Consider the following 21,486-nt stretch of genomic DNA (forward strand, 5'->3'; position numbering starts at 1 on the left):
GGCACCACCCATGACTACCAAGCCCAGCGTGTTGTTCGTCTGTGTGCACAACGCGGGTCGCTCCCAGATGGCCGCCGGATTCCTGGCCCACCTCGCCGGTGACGCGATCGAGGTCCGGTCCGCGGGTAGCGCGCCCGCCGAAACGATCAATCCGTCCGCGGTCGCCGCCATGGCCGAACTCGGCATCGATATCGCCGACCAGACCCCGAAGATCCTGACCGCCGACGCGGTGGAAACCTCCGACGTCGTGATCACCATGGGCTGCGGCGACGCCTGCCCGTGGTACCCCGGCGTGAGCTACCGCGATTGGGTCCTGGACGACCCCGCGGGCAAGGGCGTCGATTCGGTCCGCCCGATTCGCGACGAGATCAAGTCCCGCGTGCAAGCCCTGATCGGGGAGTTGTTGCCACAGACCATGCGGTGATTTCGGCACCGGTGCGTATTCGGTCCCGGTCGGGGTAAGCGCTTCCTACTTCTGTTCTCGATGATCGGAGGCGTCATGGTGGATCACGACGAGAAAGTGTCGACCGGGACCGGCGGGCGATTGCGTATTCCGCGTAGCCGGGGCGCGCTGGGCGGGCTGGCGGTGCTGCTCCTCGGCATCTGGGGCGCACTCATACCGTTCGTCGGGCCGTACTTCGATTTCGCGTACACCCCCGACGAGCCGTGGGTGTGGACCTCGGCACGCGGCTGGCTACAGGTCCTGCCGGGCGTTGTCGCGATCGTCGGTGGACTGCTCATGCTGATGAGCAGAAACCGGGTGGTCGCGAGTTTCGGTGGCTGGTTGTCGGTCGCGGCAGGTGCGTGGTTCGTGATCGGGCCGTTCCTGGCCGATCTGCTGCGCCTCGGAGACATCGGCGAGCCGGTCGCCACCTCGGATCTGAAGCGCGCGCTGCTGCAGCTGACGTTCTTCTACGGACTCGGCGCGCTGATCCTGTTCTTCGCCGCGAGCTCGCTGGGCCGCCTGTCGGTGCTCAGCACCAGAGACATCGCGTTCGCTGAACGCGCGCGTGGTGTCGAGCAGCGTCGTGTGATCGAGGAAAAGGGACCCGCCACCGGCGGTTACTCCACTCCTCGACAGCCGTATCCCGCCGATGTGCGGCATCGGCCGGTCTGACGGGCTAGGCCGTTTCGACGGTGACCATCGTGTCGGCGCTCGGGAAGTCGAGCACGCGCAGCCGTCCGGTGACCAGGTCGACGGTGTCGGCGACCACTCGGCCCGCGCGGCGCGCGTCGTCGGCGAAGCTCGTGCTGACCACCCGGTAGCTGCGCTTGGCGGTGAGCACGATGTCGCCCGCCCGTAGCGACCCGGCCGCGGTCGGGGGCGCGGTCGGGACTGTCGCCTGTGCCGGTCTCCGTATGAGCTCGATCAATTTCAGCAAGCTGTTCTCCACCCTGTGAACGTCCGTCAGGACGCCCCGTTCGCCGGTTTCGCGAACGGGTGTCGAGCTTTCTTTACCCGCGAGCGTCACGGTTGAACCCTCGAATCCGCGCCGTCCGTTTCGGCGGCGCGGATGTGTCCGTGGGTCACCGTTCGGTCGGCTCGGCCCGCGGGCGCCTTCGGAATATCACCCCGCAGTCCGATTCGATGTCATACCAAGGGATTACGGCCGACGAGAATTCGGTCGATAGCTTCGGGAGATGACGACACCTGCTCTGGTTCCCGAGTCACCTCCACGGTCGCCGCGGCGCGGCGCCGACGGCGATTACGCCCGCCTGTTGCGCAGAATCTCCGACGCGGGGCTGATGCGCCGCCGGCCCGTCTACTACGCGATGCGGCTGAGCCTCGTCGGGACGGCGTTCGTGGGCGGGTGGGCGGCGTTCGTCCTGGTCGGGGACTCGTGGTGGACCCTGCTGGTCGCGGCGTTCATGGCCGTGACGTTCGCGCAGGTCGCGCTGGTGATGCACGATGTCGCCCACCGTCAAGTCTTCCGGCTGCGTCAGCCCACGGAGCTCGTGGGAAGAATCGCGGGCAACGCCGGCATCGGCCTGGGCTACGGCTGGTGGCAGGACAAGCACACCCGTCATCACGCCAACCCGAACCACGAGGAACTCGACCCCGATGTCGCACCCGACATCCTGGTCTGGTCACAACAGCAGGCACGCTCCAGCCGCGGTCTGCCGCGTCTGATCGGACGGGCGCAGGCGTTCCTGTTCTTCCCCCTGCTGTTGCTGGAGGGCCTCAACCTGCACCTGGCCGGTGTGCGTGCGCTGAAGAATCGTTCGGTCAAACACCGCGGATGGGAGGGCGCGCTGCTGTTCGGTCACTTCGCCCTCTACCTGACCGCACTGTTCGTGGTCCTGCCCGCCGACAAAGCTCTCGTGTTCCTCGCCGTCCACCAGGGCCTGTTCGGCCTGTACATGGGCTGCATCTTCGCGCCCAACCACAAGGGCATGCCGACCTTGACCGGTGACGACCGCCCCGACTATCTCCGCCGCCAGGTGCTGACCTCCCGCAATGTGCGCGGCGGGGTGGTGACCGACCTCGCCCTCGGCGGGCTCAACTATCAGATCGAACATCATCTGTTCCCGAGCATGCCGACGCCGAACCTGCGTCATGCCCAGGTGATCGTCCGCGACTACTGCGCCGAAATCGGCGTGCCGTACTACGAGACCGGCCTGATCGCCTCGTATCGCGAGGCGCTGACCCACCTGCACCGCGTCGGCGCGCCCCTTCGAGCCGGTGAGCCCTCGGATGCCGACGTGCTCCGACGCGATCGCTGATTCCGGCCCCGGTCACGCTCGTGATCGGGGCTCGCCCTGGCTGAGGTCAGCGATGAATGATGCAGGTGGTGGTGGCGTGGGCGACGAGTTTGCCCGCCTCGTCGAACACCTTGCCTTCGGCGGTGGCCGTGGTGCGGCCGACGTGCAGCGTCGTGCCGGTGCCGATGAGGCGGCGCCCGTCGGTCGGGACCGACCGGATGTAGTTGACCTTCAGCTCCAACGTGCCGTATCCGACCCCCGCGTCCAGCGCGGAATGAACCGCGCAACCCATCACCGAGTCCAGCAACGTCGCGCAGATGCCGCCGTGGGTGGTGCCGAGTGGGTTTGCGAAATCGGGACGCGTGACGAGGCTGAACGACACCCGCCCGAACTCGAGTTCCTCGACCGTCATGCCGAGCAGCGTCCCGATTCCGGCTCGATCGGGCATCGCGGTCGCCGCGCGCAGCAGTTCTAGCCCGCTCATGGTGGCGAAATCCGGCGTTTCAGGGTTGTGCGTTGCGGTAGTCATCGTTCCCTCTCTGTTGATAGACCGATCGTTCTATCGTCGATGACGATACCGTAGGATGAACTGATCGGTCTATTGCGGAAGGGTTGCCGATGAACACAGTGGCGGGGCCGCGAGAACGCCTCATCCGCAGCGCGATACTCATGATGCGGGAACACGGAGTCGCGGCGACCGGGCTGACCGAGCTCCTCGCCCACAGCAAGACCGCCCGAGGCTCGATATATCTGCACTTCCCCGGCGGCAAGAACGAACTCATGGAGCAGGCGACCCTGCAGGCCGGGGAGCAGATCAGTGCGACGATCGACGCGCTGGTCGCCGAATCGTCGTCACCGGCGGAGGTCGTGCTCGGACTGGTGGAACTCTGGAAGCGGATACTCGGCACGTCGTCGTTCACCGCGGGCTGCCCGATCGTGGCTGCCGCGCAGAGCGGCGCCGACTCGCCGGCCGTGCAAGCGGCGTCGGCCACTGTTTTCGCCGACTGGACCCGCCGACTGGCCGATTTCCTGATCTCGACGGGCATGGACTCCGCCTCGGCGGCGTCGGTCGGTAGCGTCGTCATCAGCACGATCGAAGGCGCGATCATTCGATGTCGCAGCGAGAAATCTCTTCAGCCGCTCGATGACGCGGGTATCAACCTCGTCAGACTTCTCGAACTCTGAAAAGTTCTCCGCACGCACCCGATCGGCGTCGACCTGAGACCGGTGGCGCTAGCGCGCCGGTGCGAGGAGCGCGCGGACGAGAGGCGTCGCTGGGTTCGGAGGTAGCAGATCCTCGGCGTTGGCCAGTACCGATTCCAGCGGCAGCGTTCGGTCCGCATGGTGTGCCGGATTCTCCATCACCGCGGCGGCGTCAGCGATGCCCTGCTCGAGGGCGAGGGGAAGATCGGCCGGCAGCTGAGCGGCCTTCTCCGGATTCGATGGCTGGTCGAACCGCAGCGGCGTAGGCGCCGAGTAGTCCGCGCGGTCGTATCCCGTTTCGATCAGTACCCGCAGTGTCGGCTCCATCAGGGCGGCCGCGGGTTCTGTCACCGCCGTGTGGCCGGTGTGTTTCCCGAGCGCACGCAGCGGATACAGCAGCGGCAGCGTTCCCTGCGGGTTGGGCAGCGAAATGTAGGTCGTATCGCCGTGGTTCTGGCAGTTTCCGGGATGCACGGCGCAGTTCTGTTGCGCGATGTAGTCGGAGCGATCCGGATATCCGTAGATCGCCGCGCCCGCCTTGGGTTGGCTGCCCGCGCCGTTGCCCTTGGGTTGCAGATACGACGGATGGATCAGGAGCGTGCCCAGCACGGCATTCGCGGCGGCGAGCACATTGAGTGGATACGCCGGAAAGTCCGAGATGCCGTCGTACTGCATCGCGATATCCGTTGTCCGGATGCCGGTATCGGTGGGGGTGGGCGGGCCGAAGCTGATGTCGGCGATCGGGAGACGACCGAAACGCACCGGCCGTTCGATGATCCCCCCGTTGGGCCGGTTCGGATTCGCGATGAGTACGAACGACAGGCGGTCCTTGTCCGGCTGCGCGAGATCGGCCGAGGCGGCCTTCTCCGCACCGGCCACTGTCGCGCCCTGCGAGTATCCGAAGACGACGATGGCGCCGGTCGGATTCGAATCCATGACTCGCGTCGCGATCGTGTCTAGGTTCGTCACACCGTCGGCCACCGAGGCGTCCCACTTCGCGGACGACGCGTCCGGGCCTTTCGACGAGATGACCGGCCACAGCGCCGCGTCATACGGGACGGGAACGAAGGCGACACCGGGACAGTCGTTGTCGGCGCAGCCACGCGCGCCGGGATCGATGAAGTTCTGATACGCGTTGCTTTCGAAGTTGTGCGCCACCGCGGGGTCGCTGGTACCGGTGCCCGGAACGATCAGCGCCGTGGTCGCCAAGGCCACCGTGCCGAAAGCCTGTGCCTTGATCCAACTCACGCCCAGCGCCGTCAGTACTGCTACGGACGCGCCGTCGCCGATCATCGAACGCCGCCGACGGTGTCCATCGAATCCGGTCGCGACGGGCGGTGTTTCGGCAACTCGCTTGTTCGACGCCTGCATCATTGACTACCCCTTCGATGGGAGGAAGTGCGAGGTCGAGGCAATTCTGGCGGACCGTGCTACAGGACAAAGAGTGTTACGGAAGATCGTCGAAACGCACGTCGTGGGCTACGGCGGTCGCGTGTAGGCCATCGGCGCCCGGTTGGATGGCGGTCAGGCGCGCACCGAGCGGCAGCGCTTGCAGCGGCACGACGAAGGTCAGCGATTGGCGCACCAATGCCAGGGAGATCGTCGGTCCGCCTGCCGCCGCCTGGACCGAGACCGGGGTGACCTCGATGCCCGCCTCGGTCGGTGCGACGGTGACGAAAACCGTCGCGGGCACCGAGATCCCCGCCACCGAGAACGACCCGGTGGCGCGCAGCCCTTGCGGGCTGTCGGAGATCGACTCCACGCCCTCCGGCGCGAAACCCAGCACGACGTCGTAGGGGACCACCGCGGTCGCGGTCGCCGTAGCCGCGACCAGATTGGACGTGCGGTTGTCGATCAGGTCGCCCAGCGGTGCGGAGACATCGGTCAGCGCGACGTCGAGATCGTGGACGGAAATGTTCTGCCCACTCCAGTCGCCGATCCGGATGTCGATGTCGGAATAGGTACCGGCGACGGCCTGGGTCAGGAACGGAAACCCGGCGATCTCGACACCCGGTCGCTCCGGAAGGTTGTACTCGGCGGCAACCTGGCGTCCGATCTCGTTCTGCGCCACCACAACTGCGACCCGATCGCCCACAACCAGCCCGATCGCCAGCACAACGATCAGAATCAGCAGGGCACGCATACATTCACCATCTCGGCCATCCCCCCATCATGCTGTGGATCGCGGCCGAATGCTGCCCTCGACCCGCCAGACATTCCTCTACCGTGGGTGGTTGCCGCGTTCACCGAAGGAGAGCCGAGTTGCCGAGCCCGTGGGATGGTCGACCGACATTCGTGTTCGTGCACGGCGCGCACGGCAACGCTGGATACTGGACACCTCTCCTGCGTGAGCTCGGACTGCGTGGACACAGAGCGATCGCCGTCGACCTACCGGGCCACGGCGCTGACGCCTACTTCCCGATGTCCTACCAGGCCCCGCAGGACCTCGCCGCATTCACGGAACTGCCGGCGCCAACGGCCGCGGTAACACTGCAGGACAACGTTTCTCACGTCGAGGTCATTGTTCGCAGAGTCGCGGTGTTCGGGCCGGTCGTGCTCGTGGGGACCAGCGGTGGAGGCGCCACGATCAGCGCTGTCGGCAATGCGATTCCCGACGCGCTCGCCCGCGTCGTCTACATCTCCGCCTGGTGCTGCGTCGAACTCCCCAGTGTGGCCGCCTATCTGGCAACCCTCGGCCACCACGACGTTGCCACCGTCCCGGTCAACTGGCGTACGGCTGACCCGGACACACTGATGGCGCTCAAAGACGGTCTGATGGCCGACGCCACCGACGAGCAATTCCGCGCCTGCCTGAACCTGCTCGAACCGGCAGATTCCCTCTCTGTGCTGACCGCCGATTCGCGCGTGCACGCCACCACCTGGGGAAAGATCCCCCGCACCTATATCCGGCTGTCCCGAGACCGAGCGATCCCACCCGAAATGCAGGACAAGATGATCGCCGAAGCCGACGCCCTCACACCCGGCAATCCTTTCGACGTCCACACGGTCGACACCAGCCACATGGGGATTCGCCTGCGCCCCACCGAGATAGCGGAAATCCTCGACCGCCTCACGGGTTCGGATGACCGTGCCGGCTGATGCGACGACCTGAACTGAAATGATCTGGGTGGCGTGCTGCCCGGACGGGGTGGCCTTGGGTGGAACGGGACCTCGTGAGCTCCGCTGTAGTGCTGATTGTGATCGTGTTGGTTGCGGCGGTGATGTTCGCGGTGCCGTGGTGGGTGCTGGTTGCCGCGCCGACCGGGCGCAGTGGGTTGGGGTATCGGGTCGGGACCGGGGTCTGCGTTGCCGGCTTCGTCGGTCTGCCGGTCGCCATGTTCTTCGGGCACGGGCCGCCGCAGGTCGACCCGGCGGCGATTGCCGGTGACGTGCTGCTCGGGGTGTTGTGGGTGGTGTTCGTCTGGTCGGTGATCGGGGCGGTTGTCCGGGGTGCGCTGCGCGTCGCCGGGGTCACCGGGATGCGCGTGACCCAAGGGGTGGCTCTGGGTGTGGTGGTGGTGTCGGCGGTGCTCACGGGGTACGGGGTGTACGAGGCGCGGCGGGTGCCGCAGGTCCGGACCGTCGACGTCGCCATCCCGGGCTTGGCCGAGGGGCTCGACGGGCTGCGGGTCGTGGTGCTCACCGATACTCATTTCGCCGCGATCGACCGGGAGGGATGGTCGCGAGAAGTCGTCGACGTGGTGAATGCGCAGCGGCCCGACATCGTGGGTTTGGCCGGGGATCTCGTCGACGGTTCGGTGGAGCAGCGCCGCGATCAGGTCGCCCCGCTCGCCGACGTCGAAGCGCCGCTCGGCCGGTTCTACATCACCGGCAACCACGAGTACCTCGACGACGCCCAGAGCTGGATCGACTACATGGCCGGCATCGGCTGGCAGCCGCTGCACAACGCGCACCGGACCATCGACCGCGACGGTGACCGGTTGGTTGTCGCCGGTATCGACGACCCCACCGCTGATGTGCCCGGTCACGGTCCCGACCTGCCCGCCGCGCTCGCGGGCACCGACCCCGCTCTGCCGGTCGTCCTGCTGGCCCACCAGCCCAAACAGGTCACCGACAGTGCCGCGGCCGGGGTGGAACTGCAGATCTCCGGGCACACCCACGGCGGTCAGATCTGGCCGTTCCACTATCTGGTCCGGCTGGATCAGCCGGTCGTCTCAGGACTGAGCAGGCACGCGAACACCCAGCTCTACACCAGCCGCGGCACCGGCTACTGGGGTCCGCCGATGCGGGTGTTCGCACCGAGTGAGATCACCGTGCTGGTGCTGCATCCACGGCGGTGATTGCCTGCGGCACAGGATGTTTCGCCGCGTTCAGTTGTCGAGGCCGAGCCGGACGATGCGGTCGTCCCCGGCGGCAGGATCGCCGCGGCCGTCGGTGTTGTTCGTCAGCAGCCACAGTGACCCGTCCGGCGCCACAACGACATCGCGAAGACGTCCGTACTCGCCGACGAGGAGCTCGGTCGAGCGGGCGAGGTCGTCGAGCGGGATGCGGCGCAGTCGCTCACCGCGCAGATTCGCGAGGTAGACGAACCCGTCGACAGTCGTCATCCCGCTCGGGCTGGCCTCGGACGGTTTCCACTGCTGAACAGGGTCGAGGAAACCCGCCCGCCCGGCGATGCCTTCGACCTCGGGCCATCCGTAATTTCCGCCGGGCTCGATGACATTGAGTTCGTCCCAGGTGTTCTGGCCGAATTCGCTGGCGAGCATCCGCCCGTCCGGCGCCCAGGTGATGCCCTGCGGGTTTCGGTGGCCGTAGCTGTAGACGAGTGATCCCGGGAGGGGATTGTCGGCCGGTGCCCGCCCGTCCGGTGTCATGCGCAGGATCTTTCCGCCGAGGGACGCGCGATCCTGGGCCGTTCGGCGATCACCCGCGTCGCCGACGGTGGCATACAGCATTCCGTCGGGTCCGAAGGCGATCCGGCCGCCGTTGTGGTTGGCAGCTGCGGGCAGGCCGGTGAGAATCGTTGTGCCGCTGCCCAATGCAAGGCTGCCGGGCTGTCCGGTGAGGTCGAATCGTTCGATGCGATTGTCGTCGGCGGTGGTGTAGTAGGCGAACAGGTGTCCCTCGCGCACCGCGATGCCGAGCAGGCCGCCCTCGCCGGACGGCTCGACACCGTCGACGACCCCCACCTCGTATTGTGCTCCGTCGGCACCGATTTCGAGGATGCGGGCGCTGTCACGTTCGCTCACCAGTGCTGTGGAGCCGTGGAAGGCGATCGACCACGGGGCGTCGAGCTCCTCGGTGACGGCGGAGTTGGCGCCGGGCACGCCGGTCCGGGTGCTTGCCTGCTCGGCCCGCTCGCTGGGGGCGCAGCCGCACAGCAGCGCGATGGCCAAGCCGGACGCCACGAGACACGCCCTGGTGCGGAACTCCATGTCTTCGAGACTAATCCCGCTCCGCGACTGGACAGCGATTCAGCCCACTTTGTAAGTACCGCCGCCCGCCGCGATAAGCCGCCCGTCGTCGGTGGCGACGATGTCGACCCGGCAGGTGCTGAGCTGGCGGCCTGCGCGCAGGCGGGTGCCGATGATGTCGATGCTTTCGGCGCGGGCGGGCTGGATGAAGTCGATCGACATCGAGACGGTGACGCCGCGCAACTGCTCCGGGAGGCGGGCGCCTGCCCAGGACGCGGCCATGATGCCGATGTCGATGCAGCTCGCGAGGGCGCCGCCGTGGACCATGTCGCCGACTGTGACGAGTTCTTCCCGGAACGGCATGCGCAGGCGGGCCCGGCCTTCGTCGATGTCGATGAGCTCGATGCCCATGTGCTGGACGAAAGGGGATTGGGGCAGGAACAGCGACATTGCTTCGCTGCCGGTACGGGGGGAGGTGATCATCGAGACTCCTATCGGAAGTTGACTATGATATCGGAATGAGACTACGGTATTTCCTATGACGTTGGAACTCCCGGCCGACCGACGAAAACGTCGGACACACACCGCCGTTCTCGATGCCGCGCAGATCCTGTTCCAGCGAGAGGGCTACCGCGGCACCACCATCGACATGCTCGCCGGTGAGGCGGACGTCGCGGTCAGTTCGATCTACGCCAACTTCCGCGAGGGCAAGGCCGATGTGTACGCCGCGCTGGCGTGGCGCATCGCGACCCGCCATGCGGAGGCGATGTCCGCGCCGACCGGCGACGAGTCGATCCCACGCGACGAAGTGGCCGCCGTCTTCGACCGCTACGTCGCGTTCCATCGGGAGAACCCGCTCGCGCTGCGCATTCTGGCGCTGACCGACGTCGATGTCAGCGAATCCGAACTGGCGGCGAAAGCCAAGACGCAGATCGACGGTGTGCTGGGCGGGTTGGTCGAATCCTTCGCCGCCGCGGTGCGGCGCGGCGGATGTGATGTCGAAGCCCTCGCACTGGTGATGGTTTCGTGGGCGGCGGTGAACGGTGCCTACTCGTTGTTCCAGCGACGGATGGTCGACCGACCGACCCTGGATGCCATGCTCGGCATCGCCCGAGCCGACCTTCTTTCCCATGTAGGTGGCCCCAATGAAGCGTGACGGCGAACTCAGCCGACTGCGGCAGATCCGTACTGTGAGTGCGGCATTGGGCGCGCAAACCATGGCCCTGCCCCATCTCGTTCGCGGGCTGCGTCGCGGCGGCGACGTTTCGGGGTGGCCTGCCCCGGTACCACCGGATTCGCGGCTGTGTCGCTCCGCGCTCGAAGAGGCCACGGACGTGCTCACTCCGGCGCTGCTCGCGCACAGTCTGCGATGCTGGGAATTCGGGACGGCCTTGGCACAAGTGGACGATCTCGCGCCCGATCCTGAGGCGCTCTACCTCGCGTGCGTCCTGCACGACGTCGGAGTGGGTGCGCCCGACGATGCGACGACGGGGTGTTTCGCCCTGCTCGGTGCCAACCGGGCCCGCACGTTCGTCACCGACCGGGGCGCTGCCGCCGAGCTGGGGGCGTGCGTCCATACCGCCATCGCCCGGCACCTGGATCCGCGCACTCCGCGCGAAGACGGCGCCGAAGCGAGGTTGCTGCACGACGCCGCCCACCTGGACGTCGTCGGACTGCGCGCCCACCAACTCGATCCCGGTCAGATCGCCGAAATCCATGCCCGCCACGGCCGCGACGGGTTCAGTAGCGAGTTCGCCGCCGCGATGCGCAACGAAGCGCGCATCCGCCCCCGCTCGACAGCGGCGACACTGTGGTGGTCGGGAATGCCGATCGCGATCGCGCTGAATCCCCTCGATCGCTGACGGGGCGGTCGAGGGGGCAGGCGGTGGTCAGAGACCGGATCAGTCGGTGCGGACACCCCGGCCCGGAAACAGGCTGTCCCACAGTCGCGTCGGGGTTCGCTCGGGGTCCATCAAGTCGTTCTCGGCCAGGGGACTGTCCTCGTTCTCGACGGTCGCGGGCTCGAATCTTTTCAGGGTCCGGCCGTCGCCGCGCAGTGCCTCGACGGTGCGCACCAGCGAGGATGTTTCGGCGAGCGTGGCGTCGAACTTCGCGGGTTCGGTGTCGAGATGTTCGCAGAGCAGCTTGCGCCGGATGCCGAGGATGGTCTCGCGCAGTTGCTCACCGTCCGCGGTGGCAGGGGTGACCTCGACGGCCAGATCGCATTCGGTGTCGAATCCCATCGAACGGTTGTTGAGATTCGACGATCCCACCCGCAGCAGGCGGTCGTCCATCACCAACACCTTGGCATGGACATAGATGGGCGCACCGGCGGCGGTGACGGGGTAGTACACGCCGAACCGATTCTCGGTGTCGGCCTTCCACAGCAGGTGCAGCAGGCGGCGGCGAGCGCCGTCCATGGCCTGTTGCTCGAGCCAGCCGTCGGCGTTGCGGGGCAGCACCAGCACGATCTCCGGGCCGTTCGGCTCGCGCAGGCGGGCCGCGATCGCCTCCGCGAGAGTGCGCGAGGCGAGGTACTGGCTTTCGATGTAGAGCGACCTGGTGGCGCCCGCGATCGCCGCCAGATACAGCGCCTCGATCTCGCGAACTTCGGCGCGGTCGGCGAGCTCGGGCAGGGTCCGCGCGATACCGACATCGACGGACCGCATCGTCGGCTCGAGGCCCTCCGGCCACGGAGTGTCCCCGGCGATCTCGCCGAGCGGGTCCAGCTCCCGGCCGGTGGCCGCCTTCCATCTGGCACGAGCCAGCTCGCCGATGGCTTTCGCCGCGTCACCGTCGACGGCGGTGGTCGCGTCGTGCCAGGGACCGTAGCTGTTGCCGTTCGGCTCGGTCCGGAAACCGTTGTCGTCGCGGTGGTCGCTGGTGTCCCAGCGATCGACCGTCATGTCGATGCCGCCGCAGAACGCGAGCCGGTCATCGATCACCACGATCTTTTGATGATGTGCCGACCCGATCGGGTGCGCGGCGTCCATTTCGAAGTGCAGCCGACGGTCGGTCAGCCAGTTGACGACGAAGATCGGTGTCATCCCCCGGCTCATCGCCGTGAACGCGCCGATGTTCCACTTCAGCAGATAGATCTCGAGGTCCGGTCGATGCCGTGGCAGCCACGACAGGAATTTGCCCAGCCGGTCGGGCCCTTCGAGGGTTTTACCGTGTGGTTCGAATTTGATCCGGGTGTCGAAGTCCCAGCCGATCAGCACGATGCGCCGGCGGGCTTGCAACATCGCCGACTTGGCATGGCGGAAGTAGTCCGCCGCGTCGACGATGCATGCCAGCCGGTCCGCCTCGGCGATCTGCCAGCAGGTTTCGCCGGGAGAAAGGATCGGTTGCTCGTCGCGCATGGGTGGTCAGTTCTTTCGTCCGTCCGGCCACCCGTCCCCGCAGGTGAACGATTCACACTACTGCGTGGGCCGCCCAGTCGTGAGCCGCGGCGACCGCGGCGTTGGTGAGGTTGCCCGCATGGGCGTTCAGTCCCAGCGCGAGACCGGGATCTTCGGCGCAGGCACGTTCCCAACCCTTGTCGGCCAAGGCCACCACGTAGGGCAGGGTGGCGTTGGTGAGTGCGTAGGTCGAGGTGTGCGGCACGGAACCCGGCATGTTCGCCACGCAATAGAACGTCGTTTCGTGGACCGGATAGGTCGGCTCCGCGTGGGTGGTGGGGTGGGTGTCTTCGAAGCAGCCGCCCTGGTCGACCGCGATATCGACCAGCACCGAACCCGGTTTCATCTGCGCGACGAGGTCGTTGCTCACCAGTTTCGGGGCGGCGGCGCCGGGGATCAGCACAGCGCCGATCACCATGTCCGCCGCACGGACCTGCTCGGCGATCGCCAGCTTCGACGACGCCAGGCCGCGCACACGGTTGTTGTAGCGCCAGAACGACATCCGCAACTTGTCGAGATCGGTGTCGAGCAGGGTCACGTCCGCGCCCATACCCAAGGCGATGTTGGCCGCGTTCTGGCCCGCGACGCCCGCCCCGATGATCACCACCTTGGCCTGGTCGACGCCGCCGACGCCGCCGAGCAGCACCCCGCGACCACCGTAGGGCTTCATCAACGCGTGCGCGCCGACCTGCGGCGCCAGACAGCCCGCGACCTCCGACATCGGATACAGCAACGGCAGCGCCCCGGACGGCAGTTGCACGGTCTCGTAGGCGATGGCCGTAACCCGGTGCGCCAGTAGCTGTTCGGTCAACGGCCGATCCGCGGCCAGATGCAGATAGGTGAACAGGGCGAGTCCTTCGCGCAGGCGGTGGTACTCCTGGGCGACCGGCTCTTTGACCTTCAGCACCAGTTCCGCCCCGGCCCAGACGTCGTCGGCGGCGGCGAGGATCTGTGCTCCGGCCGCGAGGTATTCGGAGTCGGGAATCGACGATCCCACCCCGGCCCCGGCTTCGATGGTCACGTGGTGACCGTTCGACACCAGTTCGTGGACGCCGATCGGTGTGATCGCCACACGAAATTCGTTGTTCTTGACTTCCTTGGGGACACCGATGCGCATGGAAGCTACTCCTCGAGGATGTTCGGGTTCTGATATGAGCATCAGCGATAAGCACAGCAATCAGCGATAAACCCTGCACAATCAGCGGAATATGGCGGCTGAGCTGAGTATCCTGCGGTGATGGCGTCGCGACAGCAACACCGACCGCACCCCGTGCAGCCGTTCCGGGGGTCGCCGTCGAGCCTGGACGATATCGACCGTCAGCTGCTCGCCGAACTCGCCGAGGACGCGCGCGTACCCAACAACATCCTCGCGGCCCGGGTGGGCATCGCCGCGTCGACCTGTTCGCTGCGGCTGCGCAGGCTCCGCGAACTCGGTGCGATCCGTGGTTTCTATACCGACATCGCCCCGGAGGCGCTGGGGCTGCCCTTACAGGCGATGATCTCGGTCCAGGTCCAGCCGGCGGCGCGGGCGCGCATCGGTGAACTCAGTGCCAAGCTCGCCGCGCTGCCGGGTGTGGTGAACGTGTACTTTCTCGCCGGGACGGTCGACTTCCTGATCCAGGTGTCGGCGGCCTCACCGGATGCTCTGCGCGAGTTCGTCACCCAGGAACTCAGCGCGACCCGCGAATTCGCCTCGACCGAGACGAGCTTGGTCTTCGAACACATTCGCAGCCCACAGCCCACCCGCTGAGATCGGATCACGCCGAGCCCGTGCGCTGTGCAGGCGCGAACTCTCTGCGACGATGTGCCGATGAGCACCACCACCCGACCGGGTGTGATCACGGCAGGCACGCTGGTTCTGTTGTCGTCGCTGTACTTCGCGCAAGGGCTGCCGTTCGGCTTCTTCACCCAGGCGCTGCCGGTGGTGTTGCGCGAATCGGGCTATTCGCTGGTGGCGATCAGTGCCTCGGGGGTGCTGTTCCTGCCGTGGGCGCTGAAGTTCCTCTGGGCGCCCTACGTGGACCGCTACGGCACCCGGCGCACCTGGCTGCTGGTGTTGCAACTGCTGTCGGCCGCGGTCGCGCTGGTGCTGGCCTGCCTGGATCTGTCGTCCTCGCTGCGATGGTTGTTCGCGGGCATCGTGGTGGTGAACCTGCTGTCGGCGACCCAGGACGTGGCGACCGACGGTGTGGCTGTGCGGTTACTCGGGCCGCGTGAGCGTGGGCTGGGCAACGGGATCCAGGTCGGTGCCTATCGCATCGGGATGATCGTCGGCGGCGGCGCCCTGCTGTGGTTGTTCGCGCTGGCCGGGTGGCGGGCACTGTTCCTGGCCATGGCGGCGTTGATCGTGCTCACCACCGTCCCGGTATGGCTGATGCGCGAGCGGGTCGCGGACCGGCTGCCGCCACCGAAGCCCGCGCGGTTGCTCGGCGCCTGGTGGACCCGATTGCGCCGCCCCGGCGTCCTCGCCTTCATCGCGTTGATCGGCGCCTTCAAATTCGGTGACTCGATGGCCGCGGCGCTCACCGGTCCCTTCCTGTCCGACGCCGGACTCGACCTCGGTGAGATCGCGCTGATCAAAGGCGTCCTGTCCTCGGCCGGCGCGCTGGCGGGCGCGGCCATGGGCGGCTGGCTGGCCTACCGCTACGGCCGTCGGCAGGCGCTGCTGATCGGCGGTGTCACCCAGACCGCGAGCATCGCGCTGTACCTGTTCGCTTCCCTGGGCCTCGGTGGCTTCGAACTTCTGGTCGCGGCAAGCCTCGCCGAACACATCTTCGGCGGTGCCGCCACCGTCGCCGTCTTCGCACTCATGATGGACGCGTCCGAACCCGAGCACGCGGGCAGTGACTACACCCTGCTCGCCTGCGCGATCGTCGTCGTCCAAGGCGTGGCCGGGATGGCCGCGGGTCTCATCGGCGACCTGGCCGGATATCCCACACTCTTCGCCACCGGTCTCATCCTCTCCGGACTCGGTTGCGCCGCGATGGTTCTCGGCCTGGCGCGGGGGCTCGGTCCCACCGGTCTGCACCGAGCCTTCGCGCCGACGGACAGTCCGCGACACGACGGCGACCGCAGCGCCGTCCGGTAGTACGCGGTCCACCTGGTCGATCGGAACGGCCTCCCCATCGGCGCCGATCCGAGGCCATACCGGGCTCGCTCGGCTATCTTGAGTCCGATGTGCTCGCCGGAGATCGTTCGTCTCGCCCACGAGAGTGCGCCGCCGCCGAGCCGGCGGGCGGTGTTCGGTCTCGCGGGCCTCACCGCGCTGGCCGCGCTGGCTCCTGCTCCCGCCCCTGCCGTCGCCGCGCCGCGCCGCGGCGTCGTCGACCTCACCCACACCCTCACGCCGCAACTGCCGGTGTGGCCGGGTAATCCGGCGATGGTCATTGTCCCGGTGGCCTGGCACGAGTCGGGTGGGTTCGGGCAGTTCGCGCTCGGGTACTGGGAGCACACCGGAACCCATCTCGACGCGCCCGCCCATCGCATCCCCGGCGCCACGACCACCGAGGCCCTCGCTGTCGACGACCTCGTCGCGCCGCTCGTCGTCCTCGATATCAGCGCCAAAGCCGCCGTCGACGCCGACGCGGTGGTGACCGTCGCCGATATCGACAGCTGGCGATCACGGCACGGTGACATCCCCGAGCGGGCCTTTGTCGCGATGTATTCCGGCTGGGAACGTCGCCTCGACCGACCGTCGACCTTCCTCAATCTCGACGAGCGCGGAACACCGCACGCGCCGGGATTTTCCGCCGAGGCCGCGCGATACCTCGTCGCGCACTGCGGAATCGTCGGTGCCGGAGTCGATACGCTCAGCCTGGATTGCGGTGCCGATCCCGAATACGGGGCGCACACAGCCTTTCTCGGCGCGGGGCGCTACGGGGTGGAGATGCTCGCCAATCTCGCCACGGTTCCGGCGGCGGGCGCGACGATTGTCGTCGGCGCACCGAAACACGCGGGCGGCACCGGCGGACCGTGCCGGGTGCTCGCCCTCACCTGACCGCCGTCACCAGTCCGGCTGGCCGATCGACAGTCGGTGCTGGAAGATGTTTCCCGGATCCGCGGCCGCCTTGACCCGGAGCAGTCGGCGATAGTTGTCGCCGTAGTAGAAGGCGTGCCACGGCAGGCCGGAGGTGTTCCATGCGGCATCGGCCAGATCCGGGTCCGGGTAGTTGATGTAGCTGCCGCCGTAGGACTCGTTCGGCACCGGAACACCACCGGTCTCGGCGTGGACGTCGCGATACATCTCGCGCGCCCAGCGCACATACCGGTCGTCATCCGACGGCAGCCGCCACGATGCGTGGATCAGCATCTTCATGAACGAATCCCGGGCGGGCATCGCCGTCGCGTCGCCGGCGACGGCATTGATCGCGCCGCCGAACGGCAGGAATTCGAGCTGGGACTCACCGAGGAAACGGAGATCGGTGATGTAGCGGTAGAAGATTCGGAGTTGGTCGGGGGAGTACGCCGTGCGCAGATAGGCGGCTTTGACCTTGACGCGCGTGGTGTTCGCGCCCTTCGCGTAATACACCTGGTTCACCGTGTCGGCGTAGGACAGCTGGGTGAGCGGGGTGAGAATGGGCGGCGGGAACACGCCGTCGCTCACCGTGGCGACGAATTCGTCGAAACGGGTTCGCGCGTGCGGTGTTCCGGCATCGAACAGGATCAGCATCTCGGCCGCGCCGGTGCCGGTCGTGTGGATCATCAGCGGCGCGTAGAGACCGGCGAAGTCGTTACCGGGGGCGCTGTGGCGTTCGAAGAACCCGAGATAGTTGGTGAGTAACCGGACGAACGAATCCTCGGTCGTGACCGGCAGGATCAGTCGCGCGTTCAGCATGCTGCCCGGCGGCTTCGGCAGCGCGTGTGCCGGGTCCGCGCCGTCGGATTCGGGCGACCGGAGCAGATACCGGGTCACCACACCGAAATTGCCGCCGCCACCTCCGGTGTGCGCCCACCACAGATCGCGGTCGGGACCGTCGCCGGTCGCGACCGTGATGTTCGCCGTGCCGTCGGCATCGACGGTGACCACTTCCACCCCAGCCAGGTGATCGGCCACGAGCCCGAAGCGCCGGGACAACGGACCATAGCCGCCACCGCAGACATGACCGCCCATCCCGACGCCGAGACAGATCCCACCCGGCACGGTGACGCCCCAGCGGTGCAGGGCGTTGTAGACGGTGCCGATGTCGGCGCCGGCGTCGACGGAGAACGCGCGGTGTCGCTCGTCCCAGAACACCGCGTTCATCCGGCCGAGGTCGATGATCGAACGGGTCCGGTCGTTGTCGACGAAATCATCGAAGCAATGCCCGCCCGAGCGCGCCGCGATCGGCGAGCCCTCGGCCACCGCCCCGGCCACCGCGCGACGAACCTCCTCGGCGCTGGAAGGCACGAAGATCTTCGCGGGTCGAGCCACGAAGCGCCGGTTGTAGCCGCGCGCGGCCAGCGCCTGGAACTCGCTTGCGCCGAGCACCCGCTCCTCGGCGCGGCTGGCAGGCATGCCCAGCGCGGCCGCCGTGCCGCCGGCCGCGGCCGCGGCGATCAACTGTCGACGGGAGAGCGCCACCGGGTTCCTTTCGCGCCGTGTTGTTCGAGGATCTGCTCGGACAGTAGCGGAATCGCCGGGGTGCGGACGCCGGAAATGCGGTGCGGTCGCAGTGGTTGTGAGGTCGATATCGAAGCCGGTGGGGTCAGGTCGGCGGATCGGTGGGACGCAGGTAGACGGGATGGCCACCGGTGAGGCTGTGGTACAGCACGCTCAGGTCCAGCGAGTCCTTGGTCGGCTTGGTCTTCGGGGGTGCGCTGCGGTCGACCTGGCGGTGGAGCGCTTCCATCTTCTCGTCGAGCTGGGTGGCGACCTCGGCGGCCTGGGCCAGGTCGGTGCGCAGGTTCGGCGGGACCTCGCCGCGGTACTTGTAGTAGATCTTGTGTTCGAGGCTGGCCCAGAAGTCCATCGCGATGGTGCGGATCTGGATCTCGACCGGGATCCGCTCGGTGCGGTCGGAGCGGAACACCGGGATCGAGACGATCAGGTGCATGCTCTGGTAGCCGTTCGGCTTACGGTGGGTGATGTAGTCGCGCTCTTCGAGGACCGTGATGTCCTCCTGACCGGCCAGCATGTCCCGGATCGTGCCGATATCGGAGATGAAGCTGCACACCACCCTGACCCCGGCGATATCGAGCACGTTCTCGCGGATCGCCGCCAGATTCATCGCGTAGTTCTTGCGGCGGACCTTCTCGAGAACACTCTCGGGCGACTTGAGCCGCGACCCCACATGCTCGATCGGGTTGTACTCGTGGGTGTTGTTGAAGTCCTCACGCAAGATGTTGATCTTGGTCGTCACCTCGTCGATCGCGAACTTGTAGCCGAGCATGAAGTCGACGAACTGCTCCCTGAGGATCCGCAGGTCATCGATGCCGACGTGGCCTCCGTCGCCGAGCGGGCCGTCATCGGAGCTGGGGTCGCGCTGCCACTGTTTCATCGTCATCCATTGTGCCGTCCTTCCCGCGAACTCCTCGGCCAGTGCGTGCGGCATCACGTTGGCACCTCTCACAGCTGCCGGGTGATCCGGTTCGTTCGGTGACCAGAATCCGTAGATATTTCGTTTGCCCACGGGCAGGCAGGCCGAGGATGACTTCTGGTGCAGTGCCTGACAACGGGCACCGCCACGGCACGGGGGCCGAGGCGAGCAGGCACTACCCGGCAATGTGGCCGGGCTGAGGAAAGCGCGCAGCAATGCCCAGTGATGTCGTCGATGTGTCCGTGGAGTTCTCCATCCCACGCCGGGCCCTGTGGGATGTGTTGCTCGAACCGCAGAGTTATCCGCGGCTGTGGGCCGGGATCGGGGGTTGCGATCGGCTGCTCCAGCCGGACGGCAGCACCGTGTGGGAGGTCAGAATCGGGGACCGGGCTGCGGGCGTGCGGCGTACGGGGCTGGCACTGACCATCGGTCGCTGGTACGAGAGTTTCGAACTGCACAATCCCGAATCGGGCAGTTTCGCCCTGGTCCGGCTCACCGGCGACGAGCGGCGCACCCGGGTGAGCGTGACCGTCTTCGCGGCGCCGCGGCTGCACCCGACGCTCGCGGGGGTGACGAACTCGGTGATCATCGGGTGGGTCAAGGACGGGCTGCGGCGCGCGGCCGACGTCGTGGGTGGCGCGCGGACCTCGGTGGTGGCCAATGGCAACCGGGCACCGATCCGCCGCAAGTCCGAAATCGTGCGCTGGTGGGTGCAGTCGGGTCAGGTGTCGCCGCCGCTGACCTCGGCCCGGCAGCTGCGCTCGCTGTACCGGTGGGGATTCAACCTGGCCGGCGGTTACGCCGCCGGCGCCGCGCACAGCCCGGACCAGGTCGCGCTCGTCGACGACACCAGCACCGCCACCTTCGCCGAAACCGACAAGCGGACCACCGCGCTGGCTGGCGCGATGTACGAGGTCGGGTTGCGCGCGGGCGACGCGGTGGGGCTGCTGGCCGGAAACCATTGCGGCATGGTCGAATCCATGGTCGCGGCGGGCAAGCTCGGGGTCGACGTCGCGCTGCTGAACTCGGGACTGTCGGGGCGGCGGATCGAGGACATCGTGCAGCGGCACCGGCTGTCGGCATTGTTCGTCGACACCGATCTGGCGCATCTGGTGCAGTACCTGCACACCGATCTGCCGCGCTTCTTCACCGACGACGCGCCCGCCGACCCGACCCGGATCACGATCGAAGATCTCATCGCGGTCCGCCACACGAAGTTCCCCGTCCCGACGGTGCCCGGACGCCAGATCGTGCTCACCTCGGGTACCAGCGGCACCCCGAAGGGAGCGCGACGCCCGCACCCGAAGGGTTTCGACACGCTGGTCGCGCTGCTGTCGCTGATCCCGATCCACGCGGGCAGCACCATGATGATCCCGGCGCCGCTGTTCCACACCTGGGGGCTGTCCGCGCTGCAATTGAGCACCGCGGTACGGGCCACAGTGGTGCTGACCCAGGGCTTCGACGCCGAGGAATGCCTGCGCCGCGTCGCCGAACACGGGGTGCACACGCTCATCGCGGTGCCCACGATGGTGCAACGCCTCGTCGACCTGCCCGAGCAGGTGCGACAGCGGTACGACCTGAGCAGCCTGCGGCATGTGATCAGCTGTGGCGCGCCGCTCGCGGCGGTCACCGTCGACCGGTTCCTCGACGACTACGGCGACGTCCTCTACAACCTCTACGGGTCCACGGAGGTCTCCTGGGCCAGCGTGGCCGGGCCCGACGACCTGCGCGCCGCACCCACCACCGCCGGACGCCCGCCGCTGGGCACCAAGATCGCCATCCTCGATGCCGAGCACAAGGCAGTGCCGGTCGGCGTGGTGGGGCGGATCTTCGTCGGCAACCACATGCTGTTCGACGGCTACGTCAGCGATTCCCCGCCCGAGGAATCCGACGGCATGATGGACACCGGCGACCTCGGCTACCTCGATGCCGAGGGCAGGCTGTTCGTGGCGGGCCGCGACGACGAGATGATCATCTCGGGCGGTGAGAACGTCTTCCCGCGCCCGGTGGAGGAGGCGCTGGCGCACCTGCCGCAGGTCACCGATGTCGCGGTGGTCGGTGTGCCGGATCACGAATTCGGGCAGCGCCTGGCCGCGTTCCTCGTCAAGCACGAAGGCTCCGGGCTCGACCCGGACATGGTGCGCACCTACGTCCGAAACCGCCTCAGCCGCTTCTCCGTTCCGCGCGACGTCACCTTCCTCAACGCGCTGCCGCGCGGGGAGACCGGCAAGGTGCTCAAGCGCTTGCTGGTCGATCCGGAGGGGCTGGCCGGCTGAGCCGCAGCGCGGC

At 67.4% G+C, this 21,486-nt stretch carries 22 protein-coding genes; 12 read left to right on the forward strand and 10 right to left on the reverse strand.

The genetic code is table 11. From position 1 onward, the window contains the following. Nucleotides 1-10 precede the first annotated feature (10 nt). Nucleotides 11-424 (forward strand): arsenate reductase ArsC, encoded by a 414-nt coding sequence (locus ACFTS5_RS13955; RefSeq protein WP_378630820.1) that lies wholly within the window; start codon nt 11-13, stop codon nt 422-424. A 75-nt stretch (nt 425-499) separates the two neighbouring features. Then, nucleotides 500-1,117, forward strand: coding sequence for a hypothetical protein (locus ACFTS5_RS13960; protein ID WP_378630822.1), 618 nt, complete (start codon nt 500-502; stop codon nt 1,115-1,117). 4 nt (nt 1,118-1,121) lie between these two features. Here ACFTS5_RS13960 and ACFTS5_RS13965 read toward each other — a convergent pair whose 3' ends face one another. Further along, nucleotides 1,122-1,382, reverse strand: a complete 261-nt coding sequence (locus ACFTS5_RS13965) for a hypothetical protein (protein WP_378630823.1) — start codon at nt 1,380-1,382, stop codon at nt 1,122-1,124. Between the two features lie 259 nt (nt 1,383-1,641). On the opposite strand from ACFTS5_RS13965, the gene ACFTS5_RS13970 reads away from it, so the two are divergent. Then, nucleotides 1,642-2,724: a fatty acid desaturase family protein gene (locus tag ACFTS5_RS13970; RefSeq protein WP_378630825.1), complete on the forward strand. Its 1,083-nt coding sequence runs from the start codon at nt 1,642-1,644 to the stop codon at nt 2,722-2,724. A gap of 46 nt (nt 2,725-2,770) precedes the next feature. Here ACFTS5_RS13970 and ACFTS5_RS13975 read toward each other — a convergent pair whose 3' ends face one another. Further along, a complete protein-coding gene (locus ACFTS5_RS13975; RefSeq protein ID WP_378630826.1) occupies nt 2,771-3,232 on the reverse strand; it encodes a PaaI family thioesterase in 462 nt (153 codons plus the stop codon). Between the two features lie 89 nt (nt 3,233-3,321). Between ACFTS5_RS13975 and ACFTS5_RS13980 the strand changes: the two genes are divergently transcribed. Continuing rightward, on the forward strand, nt 3,322-3,888 hold the full coding sequence (locus ACFTS5_RS13980; protein ID WP_378630828.1) for a TetR/AcrR family transcriptional regulator: 567 nt from the start codon (nt 3,322-3,324) through the stop codon (nt 3,886-3,888). A 48-nt stretch (nt 3,889-3,936) separates the two neighbouring features. Here the strand turns inward: ACFTS5_RS13980 and ACFTS5_RS13985 are convergent, their stop codons facing one another. Both ACFTS5_RS13985 and ACFTS5_RS13990 read right to left on the reverse strand, forming a co-directional pair. Further along, nucleotides 3,937-5,280, reverse strand: coding sequence for a PE-PPE domain-containing protein (locus ACFTS5_RS13985; protein WP_378630829.1), 1,344 nt, complete (start codon nt 5,278-5,280; stop codon nt 3,937-3,939). Between the two features lie 73 nt (nt 5,281-5,353). Beyond that, on the reverse strand, nt 5,354-6,049 hold the full coding sequence (locus ACFTS5_RS13990; protein WP_378630831.1) for a DUF2993 domain-containing protein: 696 nt from the start codon (nt 6,047-6,049) through the stop codon (nt 5,354-5,356). A 119-nt stretch (nt 6,050-6,168) separates the two neighbouring features. Here ACFTS5_RS13990 and ACFTS5_RS13995 point away from each other — a divergent pair, with 119 nt between their 5' ends. Further along, nucleotides 6,169-7,005 carry an alpha/beta fold hydrolase gene (locus ACFTS5_RS13995; protein WP_378630832.1) on the forward strand — a complete coding sequence of 279 codons (837 nt, stop codon included), beginning with the start codon at nt 6,169-6,171 and terminating at the stop codon, nt 7,003-7,005. A 98-nt stretch (nt 7,006-7,103) separates the two neighbouring features. Beyond that, on the forward strand, nt 7,104-8,207 hold the full coding sequence (locus tag ACFTS5_RS14000) for a metallophosphoesterase (RefSeq protein WP_378630834.1): 1,104 nt from the start codon (nt 7,104-7,106) through the stop codon (nt 8,205-8,207). A gap of 30 nt (nt 8,208-8,237) precedes the next feature. On the opposite strand, the gene ACFTS5_RS14005 is transcribed toward ACFTS5_RS14000, so the two are convergent. Both ACFTS5_RS14005 and ACFTS5_RS14010 read right to left on the reverse strand, forming a co-directional pair. Continuing rightward, the gene (locus ACFTS5_RS14005; protein ID WP_378630835.1) at nt 8,238-9,302 is read right to left on the reverse strand and encodes a PQQ-dependent sugar dehydrogenase; all 1,065 of its coding nucleotides are present in this window, start codon (nt 9,300-9,302) and stop codon (nt 8,238-8,240) included. 39 nt (nt 9,303-9,341) lie between these two features. Further along, nucleotides 9,342-9,764 (reverse strand): PaaI family thioesterase, encoded by a 423-nt coding sequence (locus ACFTS5_RS14010; protein ID WP_378630837.1) that lies wholly within the window; start codon nt 9,762-9,764, stop codon nt 9,342-9,344. Nucleotides 9,765-9,819: 55 nt separating this feature from the next. Here ACFTS5_RS14010 and ACFTS5_RS14015 point away from each other — a divergent pair, with 55 nt between their 5' ends. After that, nucleotides 9,820-10,437: a TetR/AcrR family transcriptional regulator gene (locus ACFTS5_RS14015; RefSeq protein ID WP_378630839.1), complete on the forward strand. Its 618-nt coding sequence runs from the start codon at nt 9,820-9,822 to the stop codon at nt 10,435-10,437. Then, nucleotides 10,427-11,143: an HD domain-containing protein gene (locus tag ACFTS5_RS14020; protein WP_378630840.1), complete on the forward strand. Its 717-nt coding sequence runs from the start codon at nt 10,427-10,429 to the stop codon at nt 11,141-11,143. The genes ACFTS5_RS14015 and ACFTS5_RS14020 overlap by 11 nt, the downstream gene beginning before the upstream one ends. A 39-nt stretch (nt 11,144-11,182) precedes the next feature. Here the strand turns inward: ACFTS5_RS14020 and ACFTS5_RS14025 are convergent, their stop codons facing one another. Together ACFTS5_RS14025 and ald are read right to left on the reverse strand one after the other, a co-directional pair. Beyond that, nucleotides 11,183-12,643: a phospholipase D-like domain-containing protein gene (locus ACFTS5_RS14025; protein WP_378630842.1), complete on the reverse strand. Its 1,461-nt coding sequence runs from the start codon at nt 12,641-12,643 to the stop codon at nt 11,183-11,185. 52 nt (nt 12,644-12,695) lie between these two features. Continuing rightward, entirely contained in the window at nt 12,696-13,799 is a 1,104-nt protein-coding gene (ald, locus tag ACFTS5_RS14030) for an alanine dehydrogenase (RefSeq protein ID WP_378630844.1), read from the reverse strand. A 120-nt stretch (nt 13,800-13,919) separates the two neighbouring features. Here ald and ACFTS5_RS14035 point away from each other — a divergent pair, with 120 nt between their 5' ends. The 3 genes from ACFTS5_RS14035 to ACFTS5_RS14045 all read left to right on the forward strand — a co-directional run bounded on the left by ACFTS5_RS14035 (nt 13,920) and on the right by ACFTS5_RS14045 (nt 16,679). Continuing rightward, nucleotides 13,920-14,432, forward strand: coding sequence for an Lrp/AsnC family transcriptional regulator (locus tag ACFTS5_RS14035; protein WP_378630845.1), 513 nt, complete (start codon nt 13,920-13,922; stop codon nt 14,430-14,432). A 60-nt stretch (nt 14,433-14,492) separates the two neighbouring features. After that, a complete protein-coding gene (locus ACFTS5_RS14040; protein WP_378630847.1) occupies nt 14,493-15,770 on the forward strand; it encodes an MFS transporter in 1,278 nt (425 codons plus the stop codon). A gap of 87 nt (nt 15,771-15,857) precedes the next feature. Beyond that, nucleotides 15,858-16,679 (forward strand): cyclase family protein, encoded by an 822-nt coding sequence (locus tag ACFTS5_RS14045; RefSeq protein ID WP_378630848.1) that lies wholly within the window; start codon nt 15,858-15,860, stop codon nt 16,677-16,679. Between the two features lie 6 nt (nt 16,680-16,685). Here ACFTS5_RS14045 and ACFTS5_RS14050 read toward each other — a convergent pair whose 3' ends face one another. After that, on the reverse strand, nt 16,686-18,242 hold the full coding sequence (locus ACFTS5_RS14050; RefSeq protein ID WP_378630850.1) for an FAD-binding oxidoreductase: 1,557 nt from the start codon (nt 18,240-18,242) through the stop codon (nt 16,686-16,688). Nucleotides 18,243-18,366: 124 nt separating this feature from the next. Further along, nucleotides 18,367-19,212, reverse strand: coding sequence for a GTP pyrophosphokinase family protein (locus ACFTS5_RS14055; RefSeq protein ID WP_378630851.1), 846 nt, complete (start codon nt 19,210-19,212; stop codon nt 18,367-18,369). A 200-nt stretch (nt 19,213-19,412) separates the two neighbouring features. On the opposite strand from ACFTS5_RS14055, the gene ACFTS5_RS14060 reads away from it, so the two are divergent. Further along, complete coding sequence (locus tag ACFTS5_RS14060; RefSeq protein ID WP_378630853.1) at nt 19,413-21,473, forward strand: AMP-binding protein; 2,061 nt, start codon at nt 19,413-19,415, stop codon at nt 21,471-21,473. Nucleotides 21,474-21,486 lie beyond the last annotated feature (13 nt).

Source organism: Nocardia sp. NPDC056952, from assembly GCF_042674185.1.
GTDB lineage: Bacteria > Actinomycetota > Actinomycetes > Mycobacteriales > Mycobacteriaceae > Nocardia.

Excerpts from the sequence above, each read along its gene's own strand:
- ACFTS5_RS13955 (WP_378630820.1), top strand. The coding sequence starts at position 11 with ATGACTACCAAGCCCAGCGTGTTGTTCGTCTGTGTGCACAACGCGGGT.
- ACFTS5_RS13960 (WP_378630822.1), top strand. The coding sequence starts at position 500 with ATGGTGGATCACGACGAGAAAGTGTCGACCGGGACCGGCGGGCGATTG.
- ACFTS5_RS13970 (WP_378630825.1), top strand. The coding sequence starts at position 1,642 with ATGACGACACCTGCTCTGGTTCCCGAGTCACCTCCACGGTCGCCGCGG.
- ACFTS5_RS13975 (WP_378630826.1), bottom strand. The coding sequence starts at position 3,232 with ATGACTACCGCAACGCACAACCCTGAAACGCCGGATTTCGCCACCATG.
- ACFTS5_RS13980 (WP_378630828.1), top strand. The coding sequence starts at position 3,322 with ATGAACACAGTGGCGGGGCCGCGAGAACGCCTCATCCGCAGCGCGATA.
- ACFTS5_RS13985 (WP_378630829.1), bottom strand. The coding sequence starts at position 5,280 with ATGATGCAGGCGTCGAACAAGCGAGTTGCCGAAACACCGCCCGTCGCG.
- ACFTS5_RS13990 (WP_378630831.1), bottom strand. The coding sequence starts at position 6,049 with ATGCGTGCCCTGCTGATTCTGATCGTTGTGCTGGCGATCGGGCTGGTT.
- ACFTS5_RS14005 (WP_378630835.1), bottom strand. The coding sequence starts at position 9,302 with ATGGAGTTCCGCACCAGGGCGTGTCTCGTGGCGTCCGGCTTGGCCATC.
- ACFTS5_RS14010 (WP_378630837.1), bottom strand. The coding sequence starts at position 9,764 with ATGATCACCTCCCCCCGTACCGGCAGCGAAGCAATGTCGCTGTTCCTG.
- ACFTS5_RS14015 (WP_378630839.1), top strand. The coding sequence starts at position 9,820 with ATGACGTTGGAACTCCCGGCCGACCGACGAAAACGTCGGACACACACC.
- ACFTS5_RS14020 (WP_378630840.1), top strand. The coding sequence starts at position 10,427 with ATGAAGCGTGACGGCGAACTCAGCCGACTGCGGCAGATCCGTACTGTG.
- ACFTS5_RS14025 (WP_378630842.1), bottom strand. The coding sequence starts at position 12,643 with ATGCGCGACGAGCAACCGATCCTTTCTCCCGGCGAAACCTGCTGGCAG.
- ald (WP_378630844.1), bottom strand. The coding sequence starts at position 13,799 with ATGCGCATCGGTGTCCCCAAGGAAGTCAAGAACAACGAATTTCGTGTG.
- ACFTS5_RS14035 (WP_378630845.1), top strand. The coding sequence starts at position 13,920 with ATGGCGTCGCGACAGCAACACCGACCGCACCCCGTGCAGCCGTTCCGG.
- ACFTS5_RS14040 (WP_378630847.1), top strand. The coding sequence starts at position 14,493 with ATGAGCACCACCACCCGACCGGGTGTGATCACGGCAGGCACGCTGGTT.
- ACFTS5_RS14045 (WP_378630848.1), top strand. The coding sequence starts at position 15,858 with ATGTGCTCGCCGGAGATCGTTCGTCTCGCCCACGAGAGTGCGCCGCCG.
- ACFTS5_RS14055 (WP_378630851.1), bottom strand. The coding sequence starts at position 19,212 with ATGCCGCACGCACTGGCCGAGGAGTTCGCGGGAAGGACGGCACAATGG.
- ACFTS5_RS14060 (WP_378630853.1), top strand. The coding sequence starts at position 19,413 with ATGCCCAGTGATGTCGTCGATGTGTCCGTGGAGTTCTCCATCCCACGC.